Raw genomic sequence first — 22,258 nt, 5'->3', positions numbered from 1 at the left:
TGCTGAGGCTAGCCCGCGGCGCCGCCCGGCGACAGGGGTCCTCCGGGGCGTCGCCGCAGCCGGATCGGGCCCTTCGCCCGCGAGGGGTCGACGACCTGTCCGCCCTGCACGATGTCGATCTCGCCCCGGTCGACCAGGCGGCGCGCGGCCCGGCGGACGGGCTCCATCAGCGGCCGCCACTCCTCGCCGCCGACCCGGCGCGCGACCTCGGACGGGCACGCCGTCGACGACGCCGCTCGCGCGAGCAGGACGGTGCGGATCTCCTCCTCGAGGCGCGCCTCCTCCGGTCCGACTCCGCGACGGCGGCAGGCGACCGAGCAGTAGCGGACGTCCTCCCAGTCCCGTGCCCACTTCGCGCGCCACTCGATCTCGCGACCGCAGGAGGCGCAGGTCTTGCTCTCGGGGTGCGCGGTGGACGTGCGCTGACGGTGGGCCATGCCCTCGAGTCTGCGCGCAGACCGCGGCCGCGGCGACGGGTTGCGCTGAGGGCGAGCGACGGGTGCGCGGGCTCCGGCGCCGAGGACGGGCACCCGATGCGGCGTGATCGGGAACAGGGAGCGGCGGATCGGCGTTCCCCGAGGTGGCGGCGTCATACTCCGCAATAGGGCGGCCCTCCCCCGGTCGGTGCGCCAGCCTGGAGGAGCCGTGCTGCGGCGCGACGGCGGGCCACCACCCCGTGCCGCACCCTCGATCGATCAGGAGTCTCCGATGAGCCGCGAGAACCTCGCCACCACCCCGGACCGCGAGCCGGAGCACCGCGCCTTCGCCGGACTCTCCCCGGAGGACTTCAAGCTCGCGTTCCGCAACCACGCCGCCGGAGTCGCGCTGATCACCGCGGACCCGGGCACCGGCCCGGTCGCCCTGACCGCGACCTCCGTCTTCTCGGTGAGCGCCGAGCCGCCGCTGTTCGTCTTCTCGCTCTCGTCCGCCTCGTCCAGCTCTCCGGCCATCCAGGCGTCCGAGACGCTGGTCGTGCACCTGCTCGGGGCGGAGCAGCTCGACCTGGCGCGCCTGGGCTCGACCAGCGGCATCGACCGCTTCGCCGACACGTCGCTCTGGTCGCGGCTGCCCACGGGCGAGCCGTTCTTCCCGGGCGCCGCCGCCTGGATCCGCGGCACGGTGATCAACCGCATGGAGGCGGGATCGTCCACGATCGTCGCCGTGCACGCCCTCGAGGCCCACGTGCCCGAGGACTCCGAGACCACGGCGCCGCTCGTCTACCACAACCGCACCTGGCACCACCTCGGCGAGCACTCCCGCCTCAGCTGAGCTCCGCGGGCGCTCCGGAGCAGGCGGTTCAGGCCTCCGGGCCGGTCGCCACCGTCCGGCCCGGCGTGCTCGACCACTGCGACCAGGAGCCCGGGTAGAGCGCCGGCGCGAAGCCCGCGAGCGTGAGCGCGACGACGTCGACCGCGGCCGAGACGCCGCTGCCGCAGTACACGCCGACGGGGGCGTGCTCCCGCACGCCGAGCGCCTCGAATCCGGCGCGCAGGTCGGAGGCGGGCCGGAACCGCCCCTCGGAGTCGAGCGCCGCGGACGCGGGAGCGTTCCGAGCGCCGGGGATGTGGCCCGCCCGCGGGTCGATCGGCTCGACCTCGCCGCGGTACCGCTCAGGGGCGCGGGCGTCGAGCAGGACGCCCGCCGAGGGCAGCGCCGCCGCCTCGTGGATGTCCAGCACCGGGAGCCGACCGTAGGCCAGCTCGACGTCGCCCCGCTCGCGCGGGACGTCGCCCGTCTCGAGCTCCCGCCCCGAGCGGATCCAGCCGGCGAGCGACCCGTCGAGCAGGCGGACGTCCTCCACTCCCGTCGCCCGCAGCAGCCACCAGGCCCGCGCGGCCGGGACGCTACGCGCGTCGTCGTACACGACGACGGACCGGCCCCGGCGGAGCCCCCAGCCGCGCGCCGCCTCCTGCAGCACCTCGATCGGAGGCAGCGGGTGGCGCCCCTCCTCCGGCTCGCCGTGGGCGGCCAGCTCGTGATCGAGGTCGACGTGCACCGCGCCGGGCAGGTGACCCGCGAGGTACTCCGGGCGGCCGTCGGGCCGGTCGAGGCGCCAGCGCACGTCGAGGACGAGCGGCGGCTCGGTGGAGGCCATGAGCTCGGCGAGCTCGTCAGGGGTGACCAGCAGGCTCTCGCGGCTGGAGGGGGTCGTCGGGGTCATGGCGTCCTTCCGATCCGCGTCGTCGGCGGAGTCCTGCCCCAGCATGCCGGGTCGCCCGGCGGCGCGGGAGCTCGGGCGGCAGCGGAGCATCAGTGCGCAAGGCGCCTTGTCGATGGTCGTCTGCCGGAGAGCCTCTCGCGCAGGCAGGTCGTCTTCGCCACTCGATACCCGCGAGCGTGGCCCGGAGGCCTGCAGGGGACCGCTCGGGCCTGAGAGCGGAGGGTGAGGCTCTCGTCGTCGGAGGACGGCCGAAGGCCCGCCCCTCCGGCAGGGGCGGACCTTCGCTGCCTTCAGTTGGACTCGCAGGCGAACCCGTCGTCGTCCCTGTCGAGCCCTGCGACATCGCCGTAGTACGGGTAGTACAGGTCGAAGTACCGCTGAGCTGAGGCCTGGTCCGGGAAGTCGTCGCAGTTCACAGCGTCGCCGGGATAAGCAGGTCGTCCCGGGCCGGGCGCCGGTGCCGGCGCCGGTGCCGCGGCCTGCGTGCTCGCCCAGAGTGCGCGGCCCTGCGGCGAGTAGATCACCAGATTGCCGTCGTTCTGCATGACCATCCGGGAGCCCGGGCTGCCCGCCGTGCCGGACTGCCAGCGCGCTCCGCCGGAGCCCGCGTAGACCACGGCGTTGCCGTCGGACTGCATCTCGAGCCGGTTGCCGCCTCCGGACGTGCCGGCCGCCCAGCGGGCCGAGCCGCGCGAGTAGACGACGAGGTTGCCGTCGCCCTGCATGACCGCCTCGCTTCCTCCGTCGGAGGAGCGCAGCAGCTGACCGGCGGTCAGCCGGTTCCCGGAGGAGAGGGTGTCCCGGACGGCGGGCGCGGGCGGCGCCGGAGGAGTGTCGCTCGCCCACAGCGCGCGGCCCGAGGCGGAGTAGACGACCAGGTTGCCGTCGTTCTGCATCTGCAGGCGGGATCCCGGGTTGCCCGCCGTACCCGAGGCCCACAGGGGTCGGCCCGAGGCGGAGGTGACCACGGCGTTGCCGTCCGACTGCATCGAGAGCGTCTCGCCCTCGCCCTGGGTGCCGGCGCCCCAGCGGACGTCCCCCCGCGAGTAGACCGCGAGATTGCCGTCGCCCTGCAGGGAGGCGCGCGACCGGCCGTCCGGCGAGGTGAGCTGCTGTCCCCGGCTGAGCCGCGAGCCGGAGGAGAGGACGTCGCGGATCTCAGGCGCGCGCGAGGTCGAGCTCGCCCAGAGCGGCCGTCCGGAGGCGGCGGTGATCACCAGGTTGCCGTCGTTCTGCATCCGCATCCGCGCGCCCGGGTTCCCGGGCGTTCCCGCCTGCCAGCGCACGCCGGACCCGGGGGCCGAGACCACCGCGTTCCCGTCGGTCTGCATCGCGAGGCGGTTGCCCGCTCCGGAGGTGACGGAGCTCCAGCGCGGCGATCCGTCCACGTAGACGACGAGATTGCCGTCGCTCTGCATCGCGGCGCGCGAGCGGCCGTCGGAGGCGGTCAGCTGCTGTCCCGGAGAGAGCTCGCGCCCGCTGTCGAGGACGTCGGCGATCGGCTCCGGCTCGGGCTCCTGCTCATCGGCCGAGGACCAGGCCGTGTCCCCGTTCGGGCGGACGAGCACGAGCTGCCCGTCGTCCTGGATGAGGGCGAGCGCGCCGGTCTCCCCCGCGGTCCCGGACGCCCAGACGGGCGTGCCGAAACCGGTCACGACGACGAGGTTGCCGTCCTCCTGCATCCGCACCGTGGTCGCACCGGTGCCCTGGGTCCTGGTGCTCCAGACGGGGCGGCGCCCGGCGTCGTAGATCACGGCGTTGCCGTCCGCCTGCATCTCGAAGCTCGCGGAGTCTCCGTTCGAGAAGATGCGCTCCCCCGCGTCGAGCGAGTCGCCGCCGAGGAGGGCGTTCGTGTAGGTCTGCGATCCGCGCGCCTCGGCGGGCGGAGTCTCCCCCGGGACGAAGGCGGTCGGAGTCTCGGCGACGGCCTGCGTCGCGAGGGCGGACGGCGCCAGAGCGGCGGAACCGCCCGCGGCGAGCAGGCAGGCGAGGGCCATCGCCGCGAGGCGATGAGGAGGTCGTGGCACGGAGAGCCCTTTCGGAGGCGGCGGCGGCGGAAGCCGTGGTCGAGCGGAGCCTGGCACGCGCTCGCCACGGCCGTCCATCCGGGCCGCGCGGAACCACTCAGCCGGAGCGGGCGATCCGCGCCGGCTGCGCGGGCGCCGCCTCCGGACCACGGAGCCTCCGGCCGGCTCGCGCGCCCCGGTCGGGGGCGGCGGCGATCGACGCGGATCGACGGAGGACGTGCTCCCACGGCCGGAGCGCACCCTGCGCGGGCGCCCCGGGAGGCGGCTCGGACCTCCCGCGGCACGGAGGAGGTCCCCGTTCCTCCTAAAATCGGAGGCATGTCGAAAGTGTTGAGCAGTCTGCCCGTGGGCGAGCGTGTCGGAATCGCATTCTCGGGAGGCCTCGACACATCCGTCGCCGTCGCCTGGATGCGCGAGAAGGGCGCGGTGCCCTGCACGTACACGGCCGACATCGGCCAGTACGACGAGCCCGACATCGAGAGCGTCCCGTCCCGCGCGGCCCAGTACGGCGCCGAGATCTCGCGCCTCGTCGACGCGAAGAGCGCGCTGGTCGAGGAGGGGCTCGTCGCCCTGCAGTGCGGCGCCTTCCACATCCGCTCCGGCGGCAAGACCTACTTCAACACCACCCCCCTCGGCCGCGCCGTGACCGGAACCCTCCTCGTCCGCGCCATGCGTGAGGACGGCGTCGACATCTGGGGCGACGGCTCGACCTACAAGGGCAACGACATCGAGCGGTTCTACCGCTACGGCCTGCTCGCCAACCCCCGCCTGCGCATCTACAAGCCCTGGCTCGACGTGCAGTTCGTCAACGAGCTCGGCGGCCGCACCGAGATGTCGGAGTGGCTGGTCGCCCGCGGCTTCCCCTACCGCGACGCCACCGAGAAGGCCTACTCGACCGACGCCAACATCTGGGGCGCCACCCACGAGGCCAAGCGCCTCGAGGAGCTCTCCAGCGGCCTCGAGCTCGTCGAGCCGATCATGGGGGTCGCGTCGTGGCGCGACGAGGTCGAGATCGCCTCCGAGGTCGTCTCGGTGCGCTTCGAGGCCGGCCGTCCCGTCGCGCTGAACGGCGTCGAGTTCTCGGACGCCGTCGCGCTCGTGCTCGAGGCGAACGCGATCGGCGGACGCCACGGGCTCGGCGTCTCGGACCAGATCGAGAACCGGATCATCGAGGCCAAGAGCCGCGGCATCTACGAGGCCCCCGGCATGGCGCTGCTGCACATCGCCTACGAGCGCCTGCTGAACGCGATCCACAACGAGGACACCGTCGCCCAGTACCACTCGGAGGGCCGCCGTCTCGGCCGCCTGATGTACGAGGGCCGCTGGCTCGACCCGCAGTCGCTGATGCTGCGCGAGTCCATCCAGCGCTGGGTCGGCTCGGCCGTCTCCGGGGAGGTCACCCTGCGACTGCGCCGCGGCGACGACTACACGATCCTCGACACGACCGGCCCCGCGCTGAGCTACCACCCCGACAAGCTCTCGATGGAGCGGGTCGGCGACGCCGCCTTCGGCCCCGAGGACCGCATCGGGCAGCTCACGATGCGCAACCTCGACATCGCCGACTCCCGCTCGCGGCTCGAGCAGTACGCGGCCGCCGGCCTCGTCGGCGGTCCGACCGCCGAGCTCGTCGGCGAGCTCGAGATCGGCGAGGCCGACGCGATCACCGAGGGCGGCGGGTCCGCAGCGGCCGATGCGCTCGGACGCGCCACAGACCTGGCCTCGGAGGGTGCGGCGTTCGACGCCGGAACCGACTGACCCCGCCCGTCCGACGCCCCCGCGCGCATCCGTCCCACCGGGACGCGAGGCGCACGGGGGCGTCGTGCTGTGCGGGCCGACCCGGCGCGCCGGGTGCGAGGGCGGGCCCGGCGCGAGAGCGGTGCTCCGGCGTTCGTCGCGACGGCCGTCAGGGCGCGGAGGATCGGACGAGCGCGAGCGCGGCGTCCACGGTGGCGAGCGACTGCGCCGGATCGACGCGGGCCAGCACGAGCGCGGCCACCAGGAGCGACACGAGGACGTCCGCCTGAGCCGACGCCCACGCCTGCGCGTCGGGCCAGCGGGCCAGCGCTCCGGTGCGCAGTGCGCCCAGCAGCTCGGCCCGGTAGTCGGCGATCACCTCGCGCACGGCGTCGTCGCGCGCGATCGGCGCGCCAGCGGCGTTGAGCAGCAGGCAGCCGCTCCTCGCCGAGAGCGTGCGGGAGTCGGCGAGCGCCGCCCGCAGCCCGGCGAAGTACTCCTCGAGCGCCGTCGGCGACGCCCCTCCCGGATCGACGAGCGGGGCGAGCCGGGGCCGCACCACCTCGTCGAGGTAGCTCTGCACGGCAGCGTCGAAGAGCCCGCGCTTGCTGCCGAAGGCGTGGTAGAGGCTGGAGCGGCGCAGTCCGGTCGCGGACTCCAGGTCCGGGAGCGACGCCTCCTCGAAGCCGATCTCCCAGAAGACGGCGCGGGCGGCGCGGACGACCTGCTCGGTGTCGAAGCCCTGCGTGCGACCCACGGTGCTCCTCCTGAGGGGTGACAGCTGCGGCGCCGCACTGGCGCGGACCGCTCGCTCCAGTATATTGTGGACTGGTCGTTACACAATCGGTGCGGAGCCCTCCGCATCACGACCATCGCCTGGAGGCCCGCCGTGATCGTTCTCGGACTGGTGCTCGCCGCTCTCGCCGCGGCGCTGCACGTCTACATCTTCGTGCTCGAGTCGGTCCTCTGGACGACCTCGCGCGCCCGATCGACGTTCGGCACGACCGCCGGCGAGGCGGAGGCGACGAAGGAGATGGCCTACAACCAGGGCTTCTACAACCTCTTCCTCGCCGTCGTCACCGTGGCGGGCATCGTCGCCGTCGCGATCGGCGCCACCGCCGTCGGCGCGGCCCTCGTGTTCGCCGGCGCCGGATCGATGGTCGCCGCAGCACTCGTCCTGCTCCTCTCCGCTCCGACCAAGCGCCGCGCCGCGCTGACCCAGATGACCCCGGGTCTGCTCGCGGTGATCGCGCTGGCCGTCGGCCTCTCACTCTGATCCCCTCCGATCCACCACCACGAAAGGTCCTATGAGCACCGTCACCAGCACCCAGATCCAGCTCGTCCGCCGCCCCGACGGCTGGCCCGTCGCCGAGGACTTCCGGACCGCGACCGTCGAGTACGGCGATCCGGCCGCGGGCGAGATCCGCGTCGAGAACGCCTTCCTCTCGGTCGACCCCTACATGCGCGGCCGCATGAACGACGTGAAGAGCTACACCCCGCCCTTCGCCCTCGGCGAGACCATGACCGGCGGTGCCGTCGGCCGGGTGACCGTCTCCGACGACCCCGCGTTCCCCGTCGGCAGCGCGGTCCTGCACCAGCTCGGCTGGCGCGACGTCGTGCAGGCCGAGTCGTCGCAGTTCCGCGTCGTCCCCGAGATCCCCGGAGTGCCGCTCTCGCTCCGCCTCGGCATCCTCGGGATGACCGGACTCACCGCCTACGTCGGGCTCACCGCCATCGCGGGCATGAAGGAGGGCGACACCGTCTTCGTCTCGGGCGCCGCGGGAGCCGTCGGCTCGGCCGCCGGCCAGATCGCGCGCCTCCTCGGAGCCGAGCGGGTCGTCGGATCCGCGGGTTCGGCCGAGAAGGTCGCCCTGCTGACCGAGAAGTACGGCTACGACGCCGCCTTCGACTACCACTCCGGCCCGGTCCGCGAGCAGCTGGCCGAGGCCGCGCCCGACGGGATCGACGTGTACTTCGACAACGTCGGCGGCGACCACCTCGAGGCGGCCCTCGACGCCTTCCGCGACGGCGGCCGCGCGGCGCTCTGCGGAGCGATCGCCGGCTACAACAGCACCGAGAAGACGCCCGGCCCCGACAACATGGCGAACATCATCACCCGCGGTCTCACGCTGCGCGGCTTCACGCTGTCCGGCTACCTCGACCACGCGCCGGAGTTCAACCGGCTGATGGCCGGCTGGTTCGCCGACGGAGAGATCGCCTACGACGAGACCGTCGTCGACGGCATCGACCACGCCGTGGACGCGTTCCTCTCGATGATGCGCGGCGGCAACACCGGAAAGATGGTCGTCCGCATCTAGCGCCGACACCGGTGCGGCGGGCGCGGGGAGGGGCACCTCCGGACGCCCGCCGCATCCGTCCTCCGCCTCCCTGACCGGGACCTCCGAGCATGCTCGCGGATCCGCGGAGCCGGTCGGTCCGGGCGGTGGCAGACTGCGGACATGAGCACGTTCTCGCACCGGACCGGCGCCTCCGCGCTGGCAGCAGCAGCACTCGTCCTCGTCCTCTCCGGCTGCGCGGGCAGCGGCGGAGCCCCGTCCGCGCGGACGCCGCTCCCGACGCCGACCGCGACCGCGACCCCGACGTCTTCGCCGACTCCCGCTCCGACGCCGACTCCCACCGTGACCGTGACGGTCACGGCGACCCCCGAGCCCTCGTCGACCGGTTCTCCCGCCGCGGATCCGGCGGCGGCGCGCTGCACAGGCTCCGACCTGACGATGGAGTACCGCCCCGACCCCGACGCGTCGGGTGCCGGGAACAGCGCCTTCGACCTCGTGCTCACCAGCACCTCCTCCTCCGACTGCGCTCTCGCGGGCATCCCCGGCATCTACGCGACCGACGCCGACGGGAACCGGATCAGCGCGGTCGCCGACGCGTCCGGCCCGAACCCCGACGCTCCCGTGATCCTCGTCCCGGGCGCCCGGGCGGACGTCCGGGTCGCCTGGCACTCCCCCGGCGCCTACGGCTGCACGGTCGGGACCTCCGCGTACCTCGTCGCCGAGGTCCTCGACGCCCCGGACGGCGCTGTCCGCGCCCCCGCCGAGCTCCAGGTGTGCACCGACGGCACCGTGATGATGGACGCCTCCGCCTACACGCTGCTCTGAGCCCTCCCCGAGCGCGCACGCCTCCCGCGCGGCTCGCTCACCGGGCGCGACCCCTTGACCGGGCGCGGCGCAGCCGGGACCCTCGCACTACACGTCCCCACCCCACCCCGGAGGTCACCATGAAGGTCGGCTCACTCGTTCTCCGTCTCGCCGTCGGCGGGCTCTTCGTCGGACACGGTCTGCAGAAGCTGCGGGGCTCGTTCGACGGCCCCGGCCTCGACGGCACCGAGCAGATGATGTCGAGCCTGGAGATGCACCCGGCCCGGCGCAACGCCGTCGCCGCAGCGGTGACCGAGACGGCCGGAGGCGCCGCTCTCGCCCTCGGCGCCGCGACTCCGCTCGCCGCCGCCGGACTCATCGCCACGATGGTCACCGCCGTGCGCAAGGTGCACTGGAGCAACGGCCTGTGGAACGCGGGCGGCGGGTGGGAGTACAACGCCGTCCTCGTCGCGGCGACGGCCGCGATCGTCGCGGACGGCCCCGGCGCGCTCTCGTTCGACGCCCTGATCTGCAAGCGCAAGTGGGGAGCCGGCTGGGCGCTGTTCGCCCTGATCGGCGGAGCGGCTGCGTCGACCGCCCTGATCGAGGCCGGGCGACGCGCCGCGCCGATCGGAGCGATCACCTCCGGCTCCGACGACGACGGGTCGGACGACGACGGCGCCGACTCGACCGCCTCGTAGCCCCGCTCCGCCGCGCTGTGCAGGCGCGGTAGCGTCGGAGGCGTGACCGAGACACGCGCCTCCGACCCCGACCGCCCCGAGACCGACGCGCTCGCCCTCTGGGTCGCGGCGGTCGAGCGCCTCGACGCTCAGGACGACCCGGACGGCGTCGTCGAGCGGATGCGCGTCCTCGCAGCCCGCTACCCGGGACACGACGGAGTCGCCGCTTTCGAGCTGGGCGGCGCCCTCGACAGCGCGGGACACGAGGCGGAGGCGGCGGTCGAGTACGAGCGCGCCCTCGCCGCCGGCCTGGATGACGAGCGGCGGGCGCGGTTGACGATCCAGTACGCCTCGACGCTCCGGAACCTCGGCCGCACCGACGAGGCGATCGACCTCCTCGCCGGCGCCGCTGCGCACCCCGCGGTGGGCTCCGCTCGGGAGGTGTTCCTCGCGCTCGCCCTGCACAGCGCCGGGCGCGTCGACGAGGCCCTGCGGATCGCGCTGGAGGCGCTGGCTCCGGGGCTCCCCCGGTACCAGCGCTCCGTCCGCGCCTACGCCGCCGCCCTCACCGACCCCGAGCAGTAGCGCGGGCGGCTCCTCCACACGGAGGCTCGGCGCGGCGAGCGCCGAGGCCTCCGGGGCGACGGCGCCGACTCAGTCCTCGAGCAGGATCGCGTCGATCTGCCCCATCGCCTGGCGGAGTCCCTCCTCCATGCCCATCTGGACCATCTGCTCGAGCTGCTCGACCGACTCGAAACGGCTGCTGAGGACCATCCGCGTGCGCCCCGGCTCGATCTCGTCGAGGGTGACCGTGGCCCGGGTGATCCCCAGCGCGTCCACCGGATCGCCCCGCTCGTCGGCGAAGCCGTCCTCGAACTCGAACCGCGTCGGCTCCTCCACCCGGGTCACGCGCCACCAGCCGCGCGCCTGCTCGCCGTCCGGTCCCGTCATGACGTAGGCGCTCCGTCCGCCCTCGACCGGCTCGTGCCGCTCGAAGGTTGCCGGCCAGGTCGGCGGCCCCCACCAGCGCTCGAGGCGGCGCGGATCCGTCCAGAGGAGCCAGACGCGCTCGATCCGCGCGTCGAACTCGGCGGTCACGGTCAGGGTCAGTTCCTCGATGTCCTTCACGGACTGCAGCACGCTCATCGCGCCTCTCCCTCCAGCAGATCCCGCGCGCCGGTCGGCTCGCGGGTGTCACTCCTCGTCGAGGAGGTCCGACATGCGGTCGATCCTCCCCGCCCACAGCTGCTCGTAGGCGTCGAGCAGGCGCGACGCCCGCCGCACTGCGGCGACCTCACCCTGCACCAGCTGCTCCCGCCCGCTCCTCCGCTTGCGGACGAGTGCCGCCCGCTCGAGGACGGCCACGTGCTTCTGCACCGCCGCGAACGACATCTGGTAGCGCGCCGCGAGTGCGGAGACGGACTGCTCGCCGACCAGCACCCGGGCGACGATGTCGCGGCGGGTGCTGTCGGCCAGCGCCCGGAAGAGCAGGTCGATGTCGGCGTCCGTTCGTACAACCATGTGGTTGTACATTAGGGCCGTCCCCTCCCCCGCGCAAGAGCATCGTCTCCGGGGCGAGCGCACCGGCCGGCTCCCGACCTCAGGCGCTCGCGGCGTCGAGGGCCTCGGCAGCGGCCGCGAGCACCCAGTCCGGCAGGGGGCGGGCCGCGAACAGCGAGGCGTAGAGACTGGCCATCGAGTCGTCGGGGTCGAGCCGCAGCGCCTCGTCGAGGTGGAGCCCCGCGAGGCTCGAGACTCCCCTCGCCCACCAGCACCACGCGAGAACGGTGAGCACGGAGGAGCGCGCCTCCTCCGGCGCCAGCGCGGCGGCGCGGGCGAGGAGCCCGGTCGCCCGCGCCAGACGGCCGCGCTCCGGAGCACGCCCGCTGCCGAGCAGCAGGGCCGACAGCTCGAGGTCGTGGTCGTCGTCCGTTCCGGCGCGGGCGTCGCCCACCGCGCCGGGCGGCACTCCCACTCCTGTCTGCGGGCTCCGCGCGATCTGCACGGTCACCCGGTCGCGGAGGGGCGGCGACTGCAGGGTCCGCACGATCAGTCCTTCGCGGCGGACGTCCCGCGGTCCGCTGAGCCAGCGCTCGACGAGCCGTTCCGTGTCGCCGACCAGGGGCGGCCGGCGGAGCACCTCCGCGACGAGCGCGCGATCCTCCTCGGCGACCGGCGGCAGCACGGAGAGCGCGTCGATGTCCAGTGGCTCGTCGGCCACCGCTCGGGCGAGGACGCCGGTCTCGCTCCGCTCGATCTCGAGGAGCGGACGTGGCCTGCGGCACTCCTCGGCGTCCGTGTAGCGCCCCCATCCGTCGGCGGCGATGCAGGCCACGGCGATGATGTCCAGGCGCGTGCGCTCCAGGCGCCGGAGCACCGCGTGGCCGAGGTCGAGATGCGGGATCCCCCGCTCCTCGGCGTAGCCCGCACGGGTGCAGACCACCACCAGCACACCGGTGGCCCGCGGCATCGTCTCCATCATGGCCGCGCAGCCGCCCGCCAGCGCCTCCGCCTCCATCCCGCGCAGCGTCTCCGGGAGCGGGATCCGGAAGCCTCCCCCGGCGCGCGTGCCGAGAAACGGCACCACCACGACGGACTCCTCCGGACGGATGCCGATGATGGAGGGGACGGCCGCCAGGAGGTCCTGGATCGCGCTCGCCCGCAGGACTTCGGGATCGCGGCGGCGGGACGGAGGAGCAGGGGTTCGCTGTGTGGATGTCATGTCCGACACCCTGCTCGCGTCGCCGGCGGTGCAGGATCCCGCAGGCTCGGACCGGGGAGAACCGGGGCGGACCGGCGCCTGTGGAGGAGCGTCCGGGGCCGGCGGCTCAGCCGGCCGCGGGAGCCCGCAGCACCTTCGCCATCGGCCGTCCCTTCGCGATCTCGTCGATCAGCTTGTCGAGGTACCGGATGCGCTGCATCAGCGGATCCTCGATCGTCTCGACCCGCACGCCGCAGATCACCCCCGTGATCGCCGAGGCCTGCGGAGGCAGGCGCGCCGCCGCGAAGAACTCCTCGAAGGTCGTCCTGCTCTCGAGGTGCCGGGCCAGCTCCTCGTCCGAGAAGCCGGTGAGCCAGCGAACCGCCTCGTCGACCTCCTCCCTCGTCCGGCCCTTGCGCTCCGCCTTCGCCACGTAGAGGGGGTGCACGTCGGCGAACGCCACGGAGAAGATCCTGCTCATGGCCGGGAAGCGTACTCGCGCGACGCCCGGCGCGGCAGAGGGGCCCGCCCCGCTATCCTCCCCAGTGGCCCTCGCGCCTCCATACCGCAGCCCACAGAGAGAACCACCGTGAGCCTCCTCCGCACCAAGTCCGTCGAGCAGTCGATCGCCGACACCGATGAGCCCGAGTACAAGCTCAAGAAGTCGCTGACCGCGCTCGATCTCACGGTCTTCGGCGTCGGAGTCGTCATCGGCGCCGGCATCTTCACCCTCACCGGCCGCGCCGCCCATGACATCGCCGGACCGGCGATCGTCCTGAGCTTCGTCGTCGCCGCCTTCGCCTGCGCCCTCGCGGCCATGTGCTACGCCGAGTTCGCCTCCACGGTCCCGGTGTCGGGCTCCGCCTACACCTTCTCCTACGCCTCCCTCGGCGAGCTCTTCGCCTGGATCATCGGCTGGGACCTGATCCTCGAGCTGTTCCTCGGAGCGAGCGTGGTCGCGCAGGGGTGGAGCGCGTACCTCGGGTCGCTGCTGCAGCAGCTGGGAGTGACCCTCCCGCCGGCGCTCACCTACGGCGGCGCGGTCGACGTGCCGGCGATCCTGCTCGTCCTCGTGCTCGGCGCGCTGATGACCTTCGGGATCAAGGAATCGCTGCGCGTCAACCTGGTGCTCGTCGCGATCAAGCTGTTCATCGTCCTGTTCGTCATCATCGCGGGCCTGCAGTTCATCAACACCGCCAACTACACGCCGTTCGTCCCCGCCGCCGAGCCCTCGCAGTCCGCGTCCGGTCTGACCCAGCCGCTGCTCCAGTTCCTCTCGGGCATCGAGCCGGCCACGTTCGGGGTCGGCGGCATCATCGCCGGCGCCTCCCTGGTGTTCTTCGCCTACATCGGGTTCGACGTCGTCGCGACGACCGCGGAGGAGACCCGCCGCCCCCAGCGCGACCTGCCCATCGGCATCATCGCCTCGCTGATCATCTGCACGGTCCTGTACTGCGCCGTCGCCCTCGTCGTGACCGGCATGGTCCCCTACCGCGAGCTCGACCCGTCGGCCGCGCTCGCCAACGCGTTCGCCTACCACGGGCAGACCTGGATGGCGACGGTCATTTCGGCCGGCGCCGTCGCGGGCCTGACCACCGTCGTGCTGACGCTGCTGATCGGAGCGACGCGCATCATCTTCGCGATGGCGCGCGACGGGCTCCTCCCCCGGCGCCTGGCCACCGTCCACCCACGCCTGCGCACGCCGTGGTTCACCTCCGTGGTCGTGACGATCGTCGTCGCGCTGCTCGCCGGCCTCACTCCGATCGGCGTGCTCGAGGAGATGGTCAACATCGGAACGCTCTCGGCGTTCGTGCTGGTCTCGGTCGGCGTCGTGGTGCTGCGCCGCAAGCGGCCCGACCTGAAGCGCGGCTTCCGGGTCCCGCTGAACCCGTGGCTCCCGCTGCTCTCGGCCCTGATCTGCACCTACCTGATGCTCAACCTCTCGATCGAGACCTGGCTGCGCTTCCTGATCTGGCTGGCCGTGGGCTTCGCGATCTACTTCGCCTACTCGCGCAGCCACGCGAAGATCGGCACGAAGCCCTAGGGGGCCAGGCCCACCTTCGGCCTGGCCCAGGAGCGTCCGCGCGTGTCCTTGAGGATGTCGTACTCCACCTCGACGTGCGGCTCGATCGCGCTGTACTTGTCGTTCGGGGCGCCGATCACGAGCTGGAAGCCGAGACCGCGCCACGCACCGATCGCCCGCTTGGTGAAGTGGGCGTCGGCCTTGATCAGCGCCTCGTCCATGAAGACCGGGGCGTACCGGGGGCGGTCGGCTCCCGCGTCGCCGAGCTGGTAGCGCAGCGCCGCTCCGACGATGAAGGCGATCAGCTCCTGCGACTCCCCGCCGGACTTCTCGCCGATGTGGTCGTACAGCGCCACATGCGCTCGGGTGACGGCGTCCACGCGCTCGGCGCTGACCCGGACGTGGTTGCGGACGTCGACGAGGTCGCCGAAGTCGGGCGCGGTGCGCCGCAGCCGCTGGATGAGCCGGGACATCCGCCGGTAGACCTGCTCGCGCTCCTCCTCCGCGGACACGGCCTGGATCTGCGCGCGCACCTCGCGGAGCTCCCGGCGGAAGCGACGGCGCACCTCCGACTGGTTCTCGCGCGTCGTGATCTGCAGGCGGTGGCCGTCGTCGTAGAACGGCAGATCCTGCATGATCACGTTGATCGGCTCGATCCGCTCGCGGATCTCCCGCAGCGAGCGGCCGAGCGTGGAGTCGAAGCTCGTGAGGTCGTTGCCGGAGAGCGTGAGCAGGCTGTCGCGCCACTCGGTCTCGAGCCGGTGCAGGCCGCTGGTCTCGAGGGCGTCGAGCAGCCGCTCGAAGTCGCCCGCGGACGCCTCGGGGTCCGCGAGCAGGTTGGGGTTCGGCCAGCGGTCGAGGAAGCCGGCCATGATCCGGCCGGCGCTCTCGCGCTGCTGCTCGTGCGACTCGGCCGCGGAGCGGCGGTCCTCCGCCAGTCGCTGCGCTGCCGTGGCGAGCGCTGCGTCGAAGCGGACCAGGACGTCCGAGGCGCTGCCGGACGCCGCGGCCTCGGTCAGCGTGAACCGGGCGTCCAGGAAGGCGCGCTGGTCGTCGTCGAGCTCGCGTCCTGCGCGCTCCGCCGCATCGAGAACCGCCTGGCTCGCGTCGACGTCGTCGACCACGACGGCCCACTCCGCCTCGATCCGCTCGCGCTCCACACCGGCGCGGGCGATCTCCTGGCGGAGGCGATCGAGGCGGCCGCGCAGCCCGTCGATCTGCTCCTGCAGCCCGGCGAGCTCGGGGTTCGCCTCCGCAGCCTCGGCGCCGACCGCCTCCCAGCGCTCCTGCTCGGCGAGCAGCGACTCGACGTCGACCGTCTCCCAGCTCACCAGCGCGAGGCGGGCGTGGCGCGTCATCCGGTCGTCGAGTGCATCGAGGGATTCCTCCGCCGCCGACGCCGCCGAGACCGCCGCCGCGCTTCGGGCCCGGGCCGCCTCGACCAGGGCGTTCAGCTCGCGGAGTCGACGGGAGTTGGAGAAGCCGAGGACGTTCGCGGCGCCGTGGCCGCCGTGCGCACCGCGCTGCCCCTGCGAGAGCTGACCGGTGAGGGTCAGGGCGAGCCGGTGGCGTCCGAGCTCCGCAGCGCTGTCGACGCACACGTAGCCGAAGCGGTCCTCGAGCCGGTCCTGCAGCCAGCCGGTGAAGGCGGTGGCGCGGTAGTCGAGGCGCCCGGGCAGCGTCTGCGGGTCGAGGCCCCGCACCTCCTCGAGCCCGGTCTCCACGCCCTCGTAGCGGAGCCGGACCGGGAGCCGGAGGGAGTCGATGGCGCGGCGGAAGCGGTCGAGGTGGGCGGAGTCGATCATCAGCGTCGTCGCGAAGCCGCCGAGGGCGAGCGTGAACGCCTCGCGCCAGGGCTCGAACTCGGCACGCACCTCGACCAGCTCGCCGACGAAGGGCAGGTCGTCGGCGGTGAGGCCGGCTGCCTCCGCGATCCGCTCGCGCGCCTCGTGCAGAGGCCGGGGGATGCTGTCCCGACGGTCCGAGGCCGAGCGCTGCTCCGCCTCGAGCTCGGCGAGCTCGCGCGCCGCGGCCTTCCGCTCGGCGACCGCGTCCGACCAGGCCGCACGGGTGCTGCGCTTGGCGTCGGGCGCGCTCGCCGCCCGGGCGAGCACCGCCTCGAACCGCTCGCGGGTGGTCTCCGGCTCGCCGAGAGCGCGCAGGTCGTCCTCGAGCCGCGCGCGGTTCTCGCGCGCCGCTCCCAGCCGCCGCTCCACCTCGCGGAGCTCGCGCTGGGCCGTCTCGAGGCGGTCGCCGCCGGAGGCCCGCAGCACCTCGGCGAGCCCGTCCCGCTCCGACTCCGCCGCCTCGGCGAGCGCCCGCTTCTCGCGGAGCACGGCGTCGACGGCGCGGGTGCGCTCGCGCAGCTCGACCTCGACGTCGCGCAGCAGGCCGAGGCGCTGCTCAGCGCGCCACAGGGCCGCCGGCGACACCGGGGCGTCGAACTCCCCGAGCGCGTCGATGAGGCGCACGCGCTCCGCGGACGCGGCGATGCGCAGGCGCAGGCCCCGCAACGGCTCGAGTGCCGCGACCTGCTGGCGCGCGGTGAGCATCCGCTGCCGGGTGCTCTCGAGCTCGTCGAAGTGGGCGACGACCGCGTCGGCGGAGGCCAGGGTCTCGGGCTCCTCGAGCACGAGCCGCTTGTAGAGGTCGTCGACGGTCGTGATCTGCTGACCGGCCTGGATGCGGGCGAGCAGGCTCATCGCCTTCGATCCGGCTCCCGCCGCTCCGATGCCGAGCACCGCGTGCAGACGCGCCGAGAACTCGCGGTCGGTGCCGAGCGGATCCAGGCCCGCCGCGCGCAGCGACGCGTCGGAGAAGCGGTGCGCCGCCGCCCGGTCGAGCGCGGCGAGGTCGACCGGGCCCTCGGCGCTCGCGCGGATCCGCACGGTCTCCTCGAGCACCCGGGAGCCGGCCGGGACGTACCAGGCGCGGACCGCGCTGAAGCGCGAGCCGTCGTGGTCGACCCAGGTCATCGCGACGGCGGTCCAGGTGTCGACTCCGTCGCCGCGCAGGACGCGCATGGTCGTGCCCTCGTCCGTGCGCGACTCGTCGAGCTTGCCGCGCGCGTAGGAGAGGATGTTGCGCTGGTCCTCGCCGCGCGGACGGCCCGTCACTCCGCCGTTCGAGGCGCCGTTGAACGGCGTGGTGTGCGGCATCATCAGGGCGATGTAGGCGTCCATCAGCGTGGACTTGCCGGATCCGGAGCCGCCGCAGAGCAGCGTGGCCCCCGGCGAGAAGCGGACCCGGTGCGCGCCGTCGTAGCCGCCCCAGTTGACCAGCTGCAGGTCCTCGGCGAGCCACTGCTGACCGCGGGAGGCGGCGGGGATCAGGCCGAAGAGGGTGTCGAGCATCGTCATCGGGGGTCGTCCTCCGGGTCGGGGGTTTCGTCGTCGGTCGGCTCGTCGTCCAGCGGCTCGTCGTCCGCGACATCGGCTCCGGGCAGGACGCCGTCCGTGGGCGGGTCCGCGTCCTCGTCGAGGCCGTCGTCCTCGAGCGCGTCGTCGTCCGCCTGCTCCGGATCGTCCGAGCCGGGCTCCTCGGCGGGCGCCGCTTCTGCGACCACCGAGGAAGCGGCCTCGCCCGCCCGCCCGCGCAGCCAGTCGCTCAGCTCCCGCAGCTTCGGCGCGCTCAGCACGATCTCCACGATCGGGCTGATCCGGTACCGCCCTGCGGACTCCTCGTCGACGATGCCGTCGCGGCCGAGCCGCTCCAGCGCCTTGCGGACCATGCGCTGCCGGCGGGCGGTGTCGCGCTCGGCGTCGGCGAAGTAGCTGAGCACCGTCTGCTCGACCTCCTCGACGTCCACGCGCGCCGACGCCTCGCCGGCCGCCGACTCCCGCTGATGGACCGTGCGCAGGTGCACCAGCACCAGCGTCTCGGCGCGGGTGTAGGGGAGGTCGCGCAGCAGCACCGGCATCTCGACCTCGTCGGAGCGCACCTGCTGCTTGTAGGCGACCCCGCGCTCGTGGTCGACGACGAGCCGCACGAAGAGGTCGTTCAGCCGCGACTCGATCAGCTGCCGGTGCTCCTGGAGCACGGCCCACTGCTCGCGGTGGCGGTCGGCCAGGAGGAAGCGTCGCTGCAGCACGTGCACGAGCACCCGGCGCACCTCGGTGTCGAGGACGCCGCGGTCGCCGGGGAAGAGCTCGTCGGGGTCCTCCTCCATCGACACGGGCGCGATGAACGGATCGGCGGCGGTCCCGTCGGTCGCCAGGGTGTCACTCATCGTCGGTCTCCTCCTCGGTGCGGGCGGTCACGGATCCGAAGGCGAAGCGGCGCACGGTCCCGTCGGGTCGGCGCGTGCTCACGACGGAGTAGCCCTCGCGGTCGACGAGGCCCGTCCGGTGCGCGATCTCGAGCAGCCCGAGCAGGTCGACGGGCCGTCGCGTGTCCTCCGGAGCCGCGCTGAACGCGTCCGCCAGATCGAACTCGTCGCCGAGCTCCGCCACGTAGGCCTCCAGCTCCGCGTAGCGGGGACCGCCCCAGGCCCGGCTGTCGTCGCCGACGAACTCGGCGTCGCCGTCGTCTCCGGCCAGGGGCGCCGGCCCGCCGGCCGGACGCACGTCTCCCAGGGTCTGGCGCAGGTGGCCGATCCCGGCGACGGGCAGGTGCCGCAGCGGCGCGACCGGCGCGTCCGGCGAGATCCCGCCCGTCCACTCCTGGAGCCCCGCCATCACGTCGCGCAGCAGCTCGTCCACCTGGCGGTCGCGAGCCGGGTCGTGGGTGCGGACCTGGCCCGTGATGACGTGGGACGCGCGGCGCTGCGCGGTCAGGACCTCCTGCACGCCCAGCTCCACCCGGCGGCCGATCGCGGCCAGCTCCGCGCGCTGGGCGGGGTCCATCAGGCGGGAGAACGGCTGCACGAGCACGGTGTGCAGCTGATCGGCGAGCGCGTCGATCCGCTCGGGGTCGCCCAGGAGGCGGAGGGCTCCGGCGAACGCACGGCCCTCGCTGGTGGCCTGCATCACGTGCTGACCTCGCTCGAGGTACTCCCGCAGCACCTCGCCGGTCGGGCGGACGTCGCGGCGCAGGTCCGCGACCACGTCGCGCTGCATCGCCTTGATCGACTCCGCCACCCGCGCGAAGTCGGCCGGCAGCTCGCGGGCGAGGTGCACCACGTTCTCGGCCTCCTCCAGGAGCTGCTCGTCGTCGGCCGGCTCGAGACCGGCGCCCTCCTCGAGTGCGGCGATCTCGGCGTCCAGGCGCGCCCGCTCCTCGCGGAGCCGCGAGAGGCGGGCCTCCGGGTCGGGATCGACGTCCGCGGCCAGCCGCTCGACCGCCTCCAGCAGGGTGCGCACCCGCGAGTTCGAGACGCGCGTGCGTCCACCTCCGGTGCGCCCGGTGATCTCGAGGGCGCTCACGGCGTGGGCGCTCAGCCGGTAGACCTCGGCCTCGCCCTCGATCTGCGGCACGAGCCAGCCGACGCGGACCCAGTGGCGGCACACCTCGCGCGCCGTGCCGCTCGGCAGCGCGCGCTCGCCCTCGTCGTACCCGGCCGAGCGCAGCTCCTCGAGCAGCTCCCCCACCTCGGCGTGCGCGTCGGCGACCGCCACGGCCTGCCGGTCGACGGTGAACACGAGCGACAGGGCGGCGACGACGAACGGCGCGTAGCGGCCGTGGAGGAGATCGAGGGTCGGCGTCCGGAAGGCGCCGAGGGAGCGCAGGTAGGCGGCCTCGGCGCGGGAGTTCGACATCGCCCTCAAGGATAGGCGGCGGGCCGGGCGCCCGAGGACGGCCGCGCCTGGGCCGCAATCCGACCAGCGCCTTCAGGCGCCGTCGGGGCGGAAGCCTTTGTAGAGCGTGAGCGCGAGGGCGGTGCGGTCGCGGAGGCCGAGCTTGCGCAGCAGCGCCGAGACGTGGTTCTTCACGGTGCCCTCGGCGAGCACGAGGGCGGCCGCGATCTCCCTGTTGGTCCGCCCTTCGGCCACCAGCTCGGCGACCACCCGCTCGCTCCGCGTGAGCAGCGTCAGCGGGCTCTCGCCGGTGCGACCCGGCTGGACGGCCGGCCGGGCGACGCGCGGATCGATCACCATCCCGCCGGCGATCACCGCGTCGAGGGCCACGACGAGACCCTCCACCGAGGTGTCCTTCAGGAGGAATCCGGAAGCGCCGGCCGAGAGGGCCGCCTGCACGAGCGCGTCGTCGTCGAAGGTCGTCAGAAGGAGGACGGGCAGACGCGGATGGAGCTGCGCACACTCGGCGGCGAGCTCCACGCCGCCCATGACCGGCATCCGCGCGTCGGTGACGACGACGTCCACCTCCGTCGTGCGCAGAATGTGCAGAGCAGCCTGTCCGTTCTCGGCCTGGGCCGAGACCACGACACCCTCGACCGTCGAGAGGAGCATGACCAGCCCACGGCGGATCATCTGCTGGTCCTCCACCAGCAGCACTCGCCTCGGTGTCGTCTCCGTCACGAGGCGCGGCTCTCCCGTTCCCCGTCGGCGCCTCCGAGAGGGATCGAGAGGCGCAGGAGGAACCGGTCGCCGATGCGCCGCGCCGTCAACCGACCTCCGCGAGCCGTCGCGCGATCGTCGAGGCCGCGCAGCCCGAACCCCAGCACAGGCTCGCCGTCGCTGATCCCGTTGCTCCTTCCCGCGCCGATGTCGCTGAGCAGCGAGAGCTCGAGCCGGACGTCGTCCGTCTCGATATCGATGCGGACTCTGCGGGCAGCGCCGTGCCGCAGAGCGTTCGTCAGCCCTTCCTGCACGCCTCGGTAGACGACGAGCGCGGTCTCATCGTCGCTGGTGAGCACACGGTCCGACGCCTCGTCGCCGACCACATCCACGGTCACGCCCGTGCCGCGGAAGGACTCCGCGATCAACTCCAGCGCAGCCAGGCCGCGGGCGCCCGCGTCCCGGAAGGGACTGAGCGCTCGTACCCACATCCGCATGTCCGCGAGAGCCTCGCTCGACGTGGATCGGGCGGTGCGGACCTCGGCCCACGCCTGCTCGGCATCGGCGGAGCGCAGGCGATCAGCGAGCTCGAGACTCATCGAGACGAGGGTCAGCTTGTACCCGAGGCCGTCGTGGAGCTCGCGTGCGCTCCGGGCGCGCTCGTCCGACAGCAGCAGCTCCTTCTCCGTCTCGGAGGCGCGATGCAACCGCCTGATCACACGCTGGTCGGCGGATCGCTCGCTCTCGAAGCCGCGAAGAGAGAGTCCCAGGGCGATCCCGAAGCACATCAGCACGGCCACGGGCACCACGTTGAGCAGACCGTCGAGCACTCCGGAGAGCAGCGCCCTCCCAGAGCCGACGGCGCCCCCGACATGGAGGGCCAGTCCGACGGAGGCGATCCAGATCATCGCGTGCGCCCCTGCGCGGAGCGAGACGTCGACCACCGCGAACGCCACGACGAGGAGGAGGACCGGGATCGTGAAATCGAGCCGGCCGAAGACGACGACCGGCGTCGCCGCGACGATGGACACCGTCGTCACGGCGACCCCGTGTCCCGCTCGGATCAGTCGGGGCCGGACGGCCCAGAGCCCGGCGATCACAGGCACCAGCGCGAGCCATGTGACCGCGACCGCTGCACCCGTGCCTCTCTGCGCGGAGTCCACGACGCCCAGGATCCCTGCCAGGACGAGGCAGCACAGGGCGATCGCCTGAAGTGCGATGACGGTCCTGTCCACGGTGCTCGACGGGGACGGCGCGACCGCGACCCGCTCGTGTCCTGCCGCTGACGGCGCGGAGATCTCCGCCGCCGTCTCCGGAGTTGAGCCCATGTCGACAACTGTAGCTCCGACTCCGGGATGCCGACCCGTGACCGCAGTCACGCCCTCACCGTGACTCCGGTCATCCTCATCCGTGACTTCGGCGGGAGGTGGTCGACT

At 73.4% G+C, this 22,258-nt stretch carries 21 protein-coding genes; 8 read left to right on the top strand and 13 right to left on the bottom strand.

Features of this window, described 5'->3' with window-relative positions; all coding sequences use genetic code 11:
- Window positions 1-8 precede the first annotated feature (8 nt).
- The gene (locus tag C5C95_RS13070) at window positions 9-437 is read right to left on the bottom strand and encodes a DUF2256 and DUF3253 domain-containing protein (protein ID WP_104324602.1); all 429 of its coding nucleotides are present in this window, start codon (window positions 435-437) and stop codon (window positions 9-11) included.
- A gap of 271 nt (window positions 438-708) precedes the next feature.
- On the opposite strand from C5C95_RS13070, the gene C5C95_RS13065 reads away from it, so the two are divergent.
- On the top strand, window positions 709-1,269 hold the full coding sequence (locus C5C95_RS13065) for a flavin reductase family protein (protein WP_104222547.1): 561 nt from the start codon (window positions 709-711) through the stop codon (window positions 1,267-1,269).
- Between the two features lie 28 nt (window positions 1,270-1,297).
- On the opposite strand, the gene C5C95_RS13060 is transcribed toward C5C95_RS13065, so the two are convergent.
- Together C5C95_RS13060 and C5C95_RS13055 are read right to left on the bottom strand one after the other, a co-directional pair.
- Window positions 1,298-2,161 carry a sulfurtransferase gene (locus tag C5C95_RS13060; protein ID WP_104324609.1) on the bottom strand — a complete coding sequence of 288 codons (864 nt, stop codon included), beginning with the start codon at window positions 2,159-2,161 and terminating at the stop codon, window positions 1,298-1,300.
- 290 nt (window positions 2,162-2,451) lie between these two features.
- Entirely contained in the window at window positions 2,452-4,158 is a 1,707-nt protein-coding gene (locus C5C95_RS13055) for an excalibur calcium-binding domain-containing protein (RefSeq protein ID WP_181125678.1), read from the bottom strand.
- A gap of 348 nt (window positions 4,159-4,506) precedes the next feature.
- On the opposite strand from C5C95_RS13055, the gene argG reads away from it, so the two are divergent.
- Complete coding sequence (gene argG, locus C5C95_RS13050; RefSeq protein ID WP_104222545.1) at window positions 4,507-5,943, top strand: argininosuccinate synthase; 1,437 nt, start codon at window positions 4,507-4,509, stop codon at window positions 5,941-5,943.
- 148 nt (window positions 5,944-6,091) lie between these two features.
- Here argG and C5C95_RS13045 read toward each other — a convergent pair whose 3' ends face one another.
- Window positions 6,092-6,679, bottom strand: coding sequence for a TetR/AcrR family transcriptional regulator (locus C5C95_RS13045; protein ID WP_104324600.1), 588 nt, complete (start codon window positions 6,677-6,679; stop codon window positions 6,092-6,094).
- A 132-nt stretch (window positions 6,680-6,811) separates the two neighbouring features.
- Between C5C95_RS13045 and C5C95_RS13040 the strand changes: the two genes are divergently transcribed.
- The 5 genes from C5C95_RS13040 to C5C95_RS13015 all read left to right on the top strand — a co-directional run bounded on the left by C5C95_RS13040 (window position 6,812) and on the right by C5C95_RS13015 (window position 10,288).
- Window positions 6,812-7,198 (top strand): DUF1304 domain-containing protein, encoded by a 387-nt coding sequence (locus tag C5C95_RS13040; RefSeq protein ID WP_104222543.1) that lies wholly within the window; start codon window positions 6,812-6,814, stop codon window positions 7,196-7,198.
- 31 nt (window positions 7,199-7,229) lie between these two features.
- Complete coding sequence (locus C5C95_RS13035; RefSeq protein WP_104267418.1) at window positions 7,230-8,240, top strand: NADP-dependent oxidoreductase; 1,011 nt, start codon at window positions 7,230-7,232, stop codon at window positions 8,238-8,240.
- 141 nt (window positions 8,241-8,381) lie between these two features.
- Window positions 8,382-9,044: a DUF4232 domain-containing protein gene (locus C5C95_RS17520; RefSeq protein ID WP_181125676.1), complete on the top strand. Its 663-nt coding sequence runs from the start codon at window positions 8,382-8,384 to the stop codon at window positions 9,042-9,044.
- Between the two features lie 119 nt (window positions 9,045-9,163).
- Window positions 9,164-9,724: a DoxX family protein gene (locus C5C95_RS13020; RefSeq protein WP_104324598.1), complete on the top strand. Its 561-nt coding sequence runs from the start codon at window positions 9,164-9,166 to the stop codon at window positions 9,722-9,724.
- Between the two features lie 42 nt (window positions 9,725-9,766).
- Entirely contained in the window at window positions 9,767-10,288 is a 522-nt protein-coding gene (locus C5C95_RS13015) for a tetratricopeptide repeat protein (RefSeq protein WP_258072668.1), read from the top strand.
- A 69-nt stretch (window positions 10,289-10,357) separates the two neighbouring features.
- Here C5C95_RS13015 and C5C95_RS13010 read toward each other — a convergent pair whose 3' ends face one another.
- The 4 genes from C5C95_RS13010 to C5C95_RS12995 all read right to left on the bottom strand — a co-directional run bounded on the left by C5C95_RS13010 (window position 10,358) and on the right by C5C95_RS12995 (window position 12,885).
- Entirely contained in the window at window positions 10,358-10,849 is a 492-nt protein-coding gene (locus C5C95_RS13010) for an SRPBCC domain-containing protein (protein WP_104292441.1), read from the bottom strand.
- Window positions 10,850-10,897: 48 nt separating this feature from the next.
- Window positions 10,898-11,224, bottom strand: a complete 327-nt coding sequence (locus C5C95_RS13005) for a helix-turn-helix domain-containing protein (RefSeq protein ID WP_104319013.1) — start codon at window positions 11,222-11,224, stop codon at window positions 10,898-10,900.
- A gap of 79 nt (window positions 11,225-11,303) precedes the next feature.
- Window positions 11,304-12,425, bottom strand: a complete 1,122-nt coding sequence (locus C5C95_RS13000) for a DUF4192 family protein (protein WP_104324597.1) — start codon at window positions 12,423-12,425, stop codon at window positions 11,304-11,306.
- Window positions 12,426-12,531: 106 nt separating this feature from the next.
- Window positions 12,532-12,885 carry a DUF2200 domain-containing protein gene (locus C5C95_RS12995; protein ID WP_104225408.1) on the bottom strand — a complete coding sequence of 118 codons (354 nt, stop codon included), beginning with the start codon at window positions 12,883-12,885 and terminating at the stop codon, window positions 12,532-12,534.
- Between the two features lie 108 nt (window positions 12,886-12,993).
- On the opposite strand from C5C95_RS12995, the gene C5C95_RS12990 reads away from it, so the two are divergent.
- A complete protein-coding gene (locus C5C95_RS12990; RefSeq protein WP_104324596.1) occupies window positions 12,994-14,448 on the top strand; it encodes an amino acid permease in 1,455 nt (484 codons plus the stop codon).
- Here the strand turns inward: C5C95_RS12990 and C5C95_RS12985 are convergent.
- From C5C95_RS12985 to C5C95_RS12965, 5 genes are all read right to left on the bottom strand, one after another.
- Window positions 14,445-17,786, bottom strand: coding sequence for an ATP-binding protein (locus tag C5C95_RS12985; RefSeq protein WP_104324595.1), 3,342 nt, complete (start codon window positions 17,784-17,786; stop codon window positions 14,445-14,447). The two genes, C5C95_RS12990 and C5C95_RS12985, sit on opposite strands and share 4 nt — an antisense overlap.
- A complete protein-coding gene (locus tag C5C95_RS12980; RefSeq protein WP_104324594.1) occupies window positions 17,783-18,655 on the bottom strand; it encodes a DUF4194 domain-containing protein in 873 nt (290 codons plus the stop codon). Before C5C95_RS12980 ends, C5C95_RS12985 begins: the two co-directional genes overlap by 4 nt.
- Entirely contained in the window at window positions 18,648-20,123 is a 1,476-nt protein-coding gene (locus C5C95_RS12975) for a DUF3375 domain-containing protein (RefSeq protein WP_104324593.1), read from the bottom strand. Before C5C95_RS12975 ends, C5C95_RS12980 begins: the two co-directional genes overlap by 8 nt.
- A 72-nt stretch (window positions 20,124-20,195) precedes the next feature.
- A complete protein-coding gene (locus C5C95_RS12970; RefSeq protein WP_258059250.1) occupies window positions 20,196-20,843 on the bottom strand; it encodes a response regulator transcription factor in 648 nt (215 codons plus the stop codon).
- A complete protein-coding gene (locus tag C5C95_RS12965; RefSeq protein WP_104324592.1) occupies window positions 20,840-22,150 on the bottom strand; it encodes a sensor histidine kinase in 1,311 nt (436 codons plus the stop codon). The genes C5C95_RS12970 and C5C95_RS12965 overlap by 4 nt, the downstream gene beginning before the upstream one ends.
- Window positions 22,151-22,258 lie beyond the last annotated feature (108 nt).

This window comes from Rathayibacter sp. AY1B7 (genome assembly GCF_002932735.1).
Classification (GTDB): Bacteria; Actinomycetota; Actinomycetes; order Actinomycetales; family Microbacteriaceae; genus Rathayibacter.
This window is presented reverse-complemented; position numbering and strand designations above follow the sequence as displayed.

Excerpts from the sequence above, each read along its gene's own strand:
- C5C95_RS13000 (WP_104324597.1), bottom strand. The coding sequence starts at position 12,425 with ATGACATCCACACAGCGAACCCCTGCTCCTCCGTCCCGCCGCCGCGAT.
- C5C95_RS12980 (WP_104324594.1), bottom strand. The coding sequence starts at position 18,655 with ATGAGTGACACCCTGGCGACCGACGGGACCGCCGCCGATCCGTTCATC.
- C5C95_RS13010 (WP_104292441.1), bottom strand. The coding sequence starts at position 10,849 with ATGAGCGTGCTGCAGTCCGTGAAGGACATCGAGGAACTGACCCTGACC.
- argG (WP_104222545.1), top strand. The coding sequence starts at position 4,507 with ATGTCGAAAGTGTTGAGCAGTCTGCCCGTGGGCGAGCGTGTCGGAATC.
- C5C95_RS12995 (WP_104225408.1), bottom strand. The coding sequence starts at position 12,885 with ATGAGCAGGATCTTCTCCGTGGCGTTCGCCGACGTGCACCCCCTCTAC.
- C5C95_RS13035 (WP_104267418.1), top strand. The coding sequence starts at position 7,230 with ATGAGCACCGTCACCAGCACCCAGATCCAGCTCGTCCGCCGCCCCGAC.
- C5C95_RS13020 (WP_104324598.1), top strand. The coding sequence starts at position 9,164 with ATGAAGGTCGGCTCACTCGTTCTCCGTCTCGCCGTCGGCGGGCTCTTC.
- C5C95_RS13005 (WP_104319013.1), bottom strand. The coding sequence starts at position 11,224 with ATGGTTGTACGAACGGACGCCGACATCGACCTGCTCTTCCGGGCGCTG.
- C5C95_RS13055 (WP_181125678.1), bottom strand. The coding sequence starts at position 4,158 with ATGGCCCTCGCCTGCCTGCTCGCCGCGGGCGGTTCCGCCGCTCTGGCG.
- C5C95_RS13065 (WP_104222547.1), top strand. The coding sequence starts at position 709 with ATGAGCCGCGAGAACCTCGCCACCACCCCGGACCGCGAGCCGGAGCAC.
- C5C95_RS12975 (WP_104324593.1), bottom strand. The coding sequence starts at position 20,123 with ATGTCGAACTCCCGCGCCGAGGCCGCCTACCTGCGCTCCCTCGGCGCC.
- C5C95_RS12985 (WP_104324595.1), bottom strand. The coding sequence starts at position 17,786 with ATGACGATGCTCGACACCCTCTTCGGCCTGATCCCCGCCGCCTCCCGC.
- C5C95_RS17520 (WP_181125676.1), top strand. The coding sequence starts at position 8,382 with ATGAGCACGTTCTCGCACCGGACCGGCGCCTCCGCGCTGGCAGCAGCA.
- C5C95_RS13070 (WP_104324602.1), bottom strand. The coding sequence starts at position 437 with ATGGCCCACCGTCAGCGCACGTCCACCGCGCACCCCGAGAGCAAGACC.
- C5C95_RS12965 (WP_104324592.1), bottom strand. The coding sequence starts at position 22,150 with ATGGGCTCAACTCCGGAGACGGCGGCGGAGATCTCCGCGCCGTCAGCG.
- C5C95_RS13060 (WP_104324609.1), bottom strand. The coding sequence starts at position 2,161 with ATGACCCCGACGACCCCCTCCAGCCGCGAGAGCCTGCTGGTCACCCCT.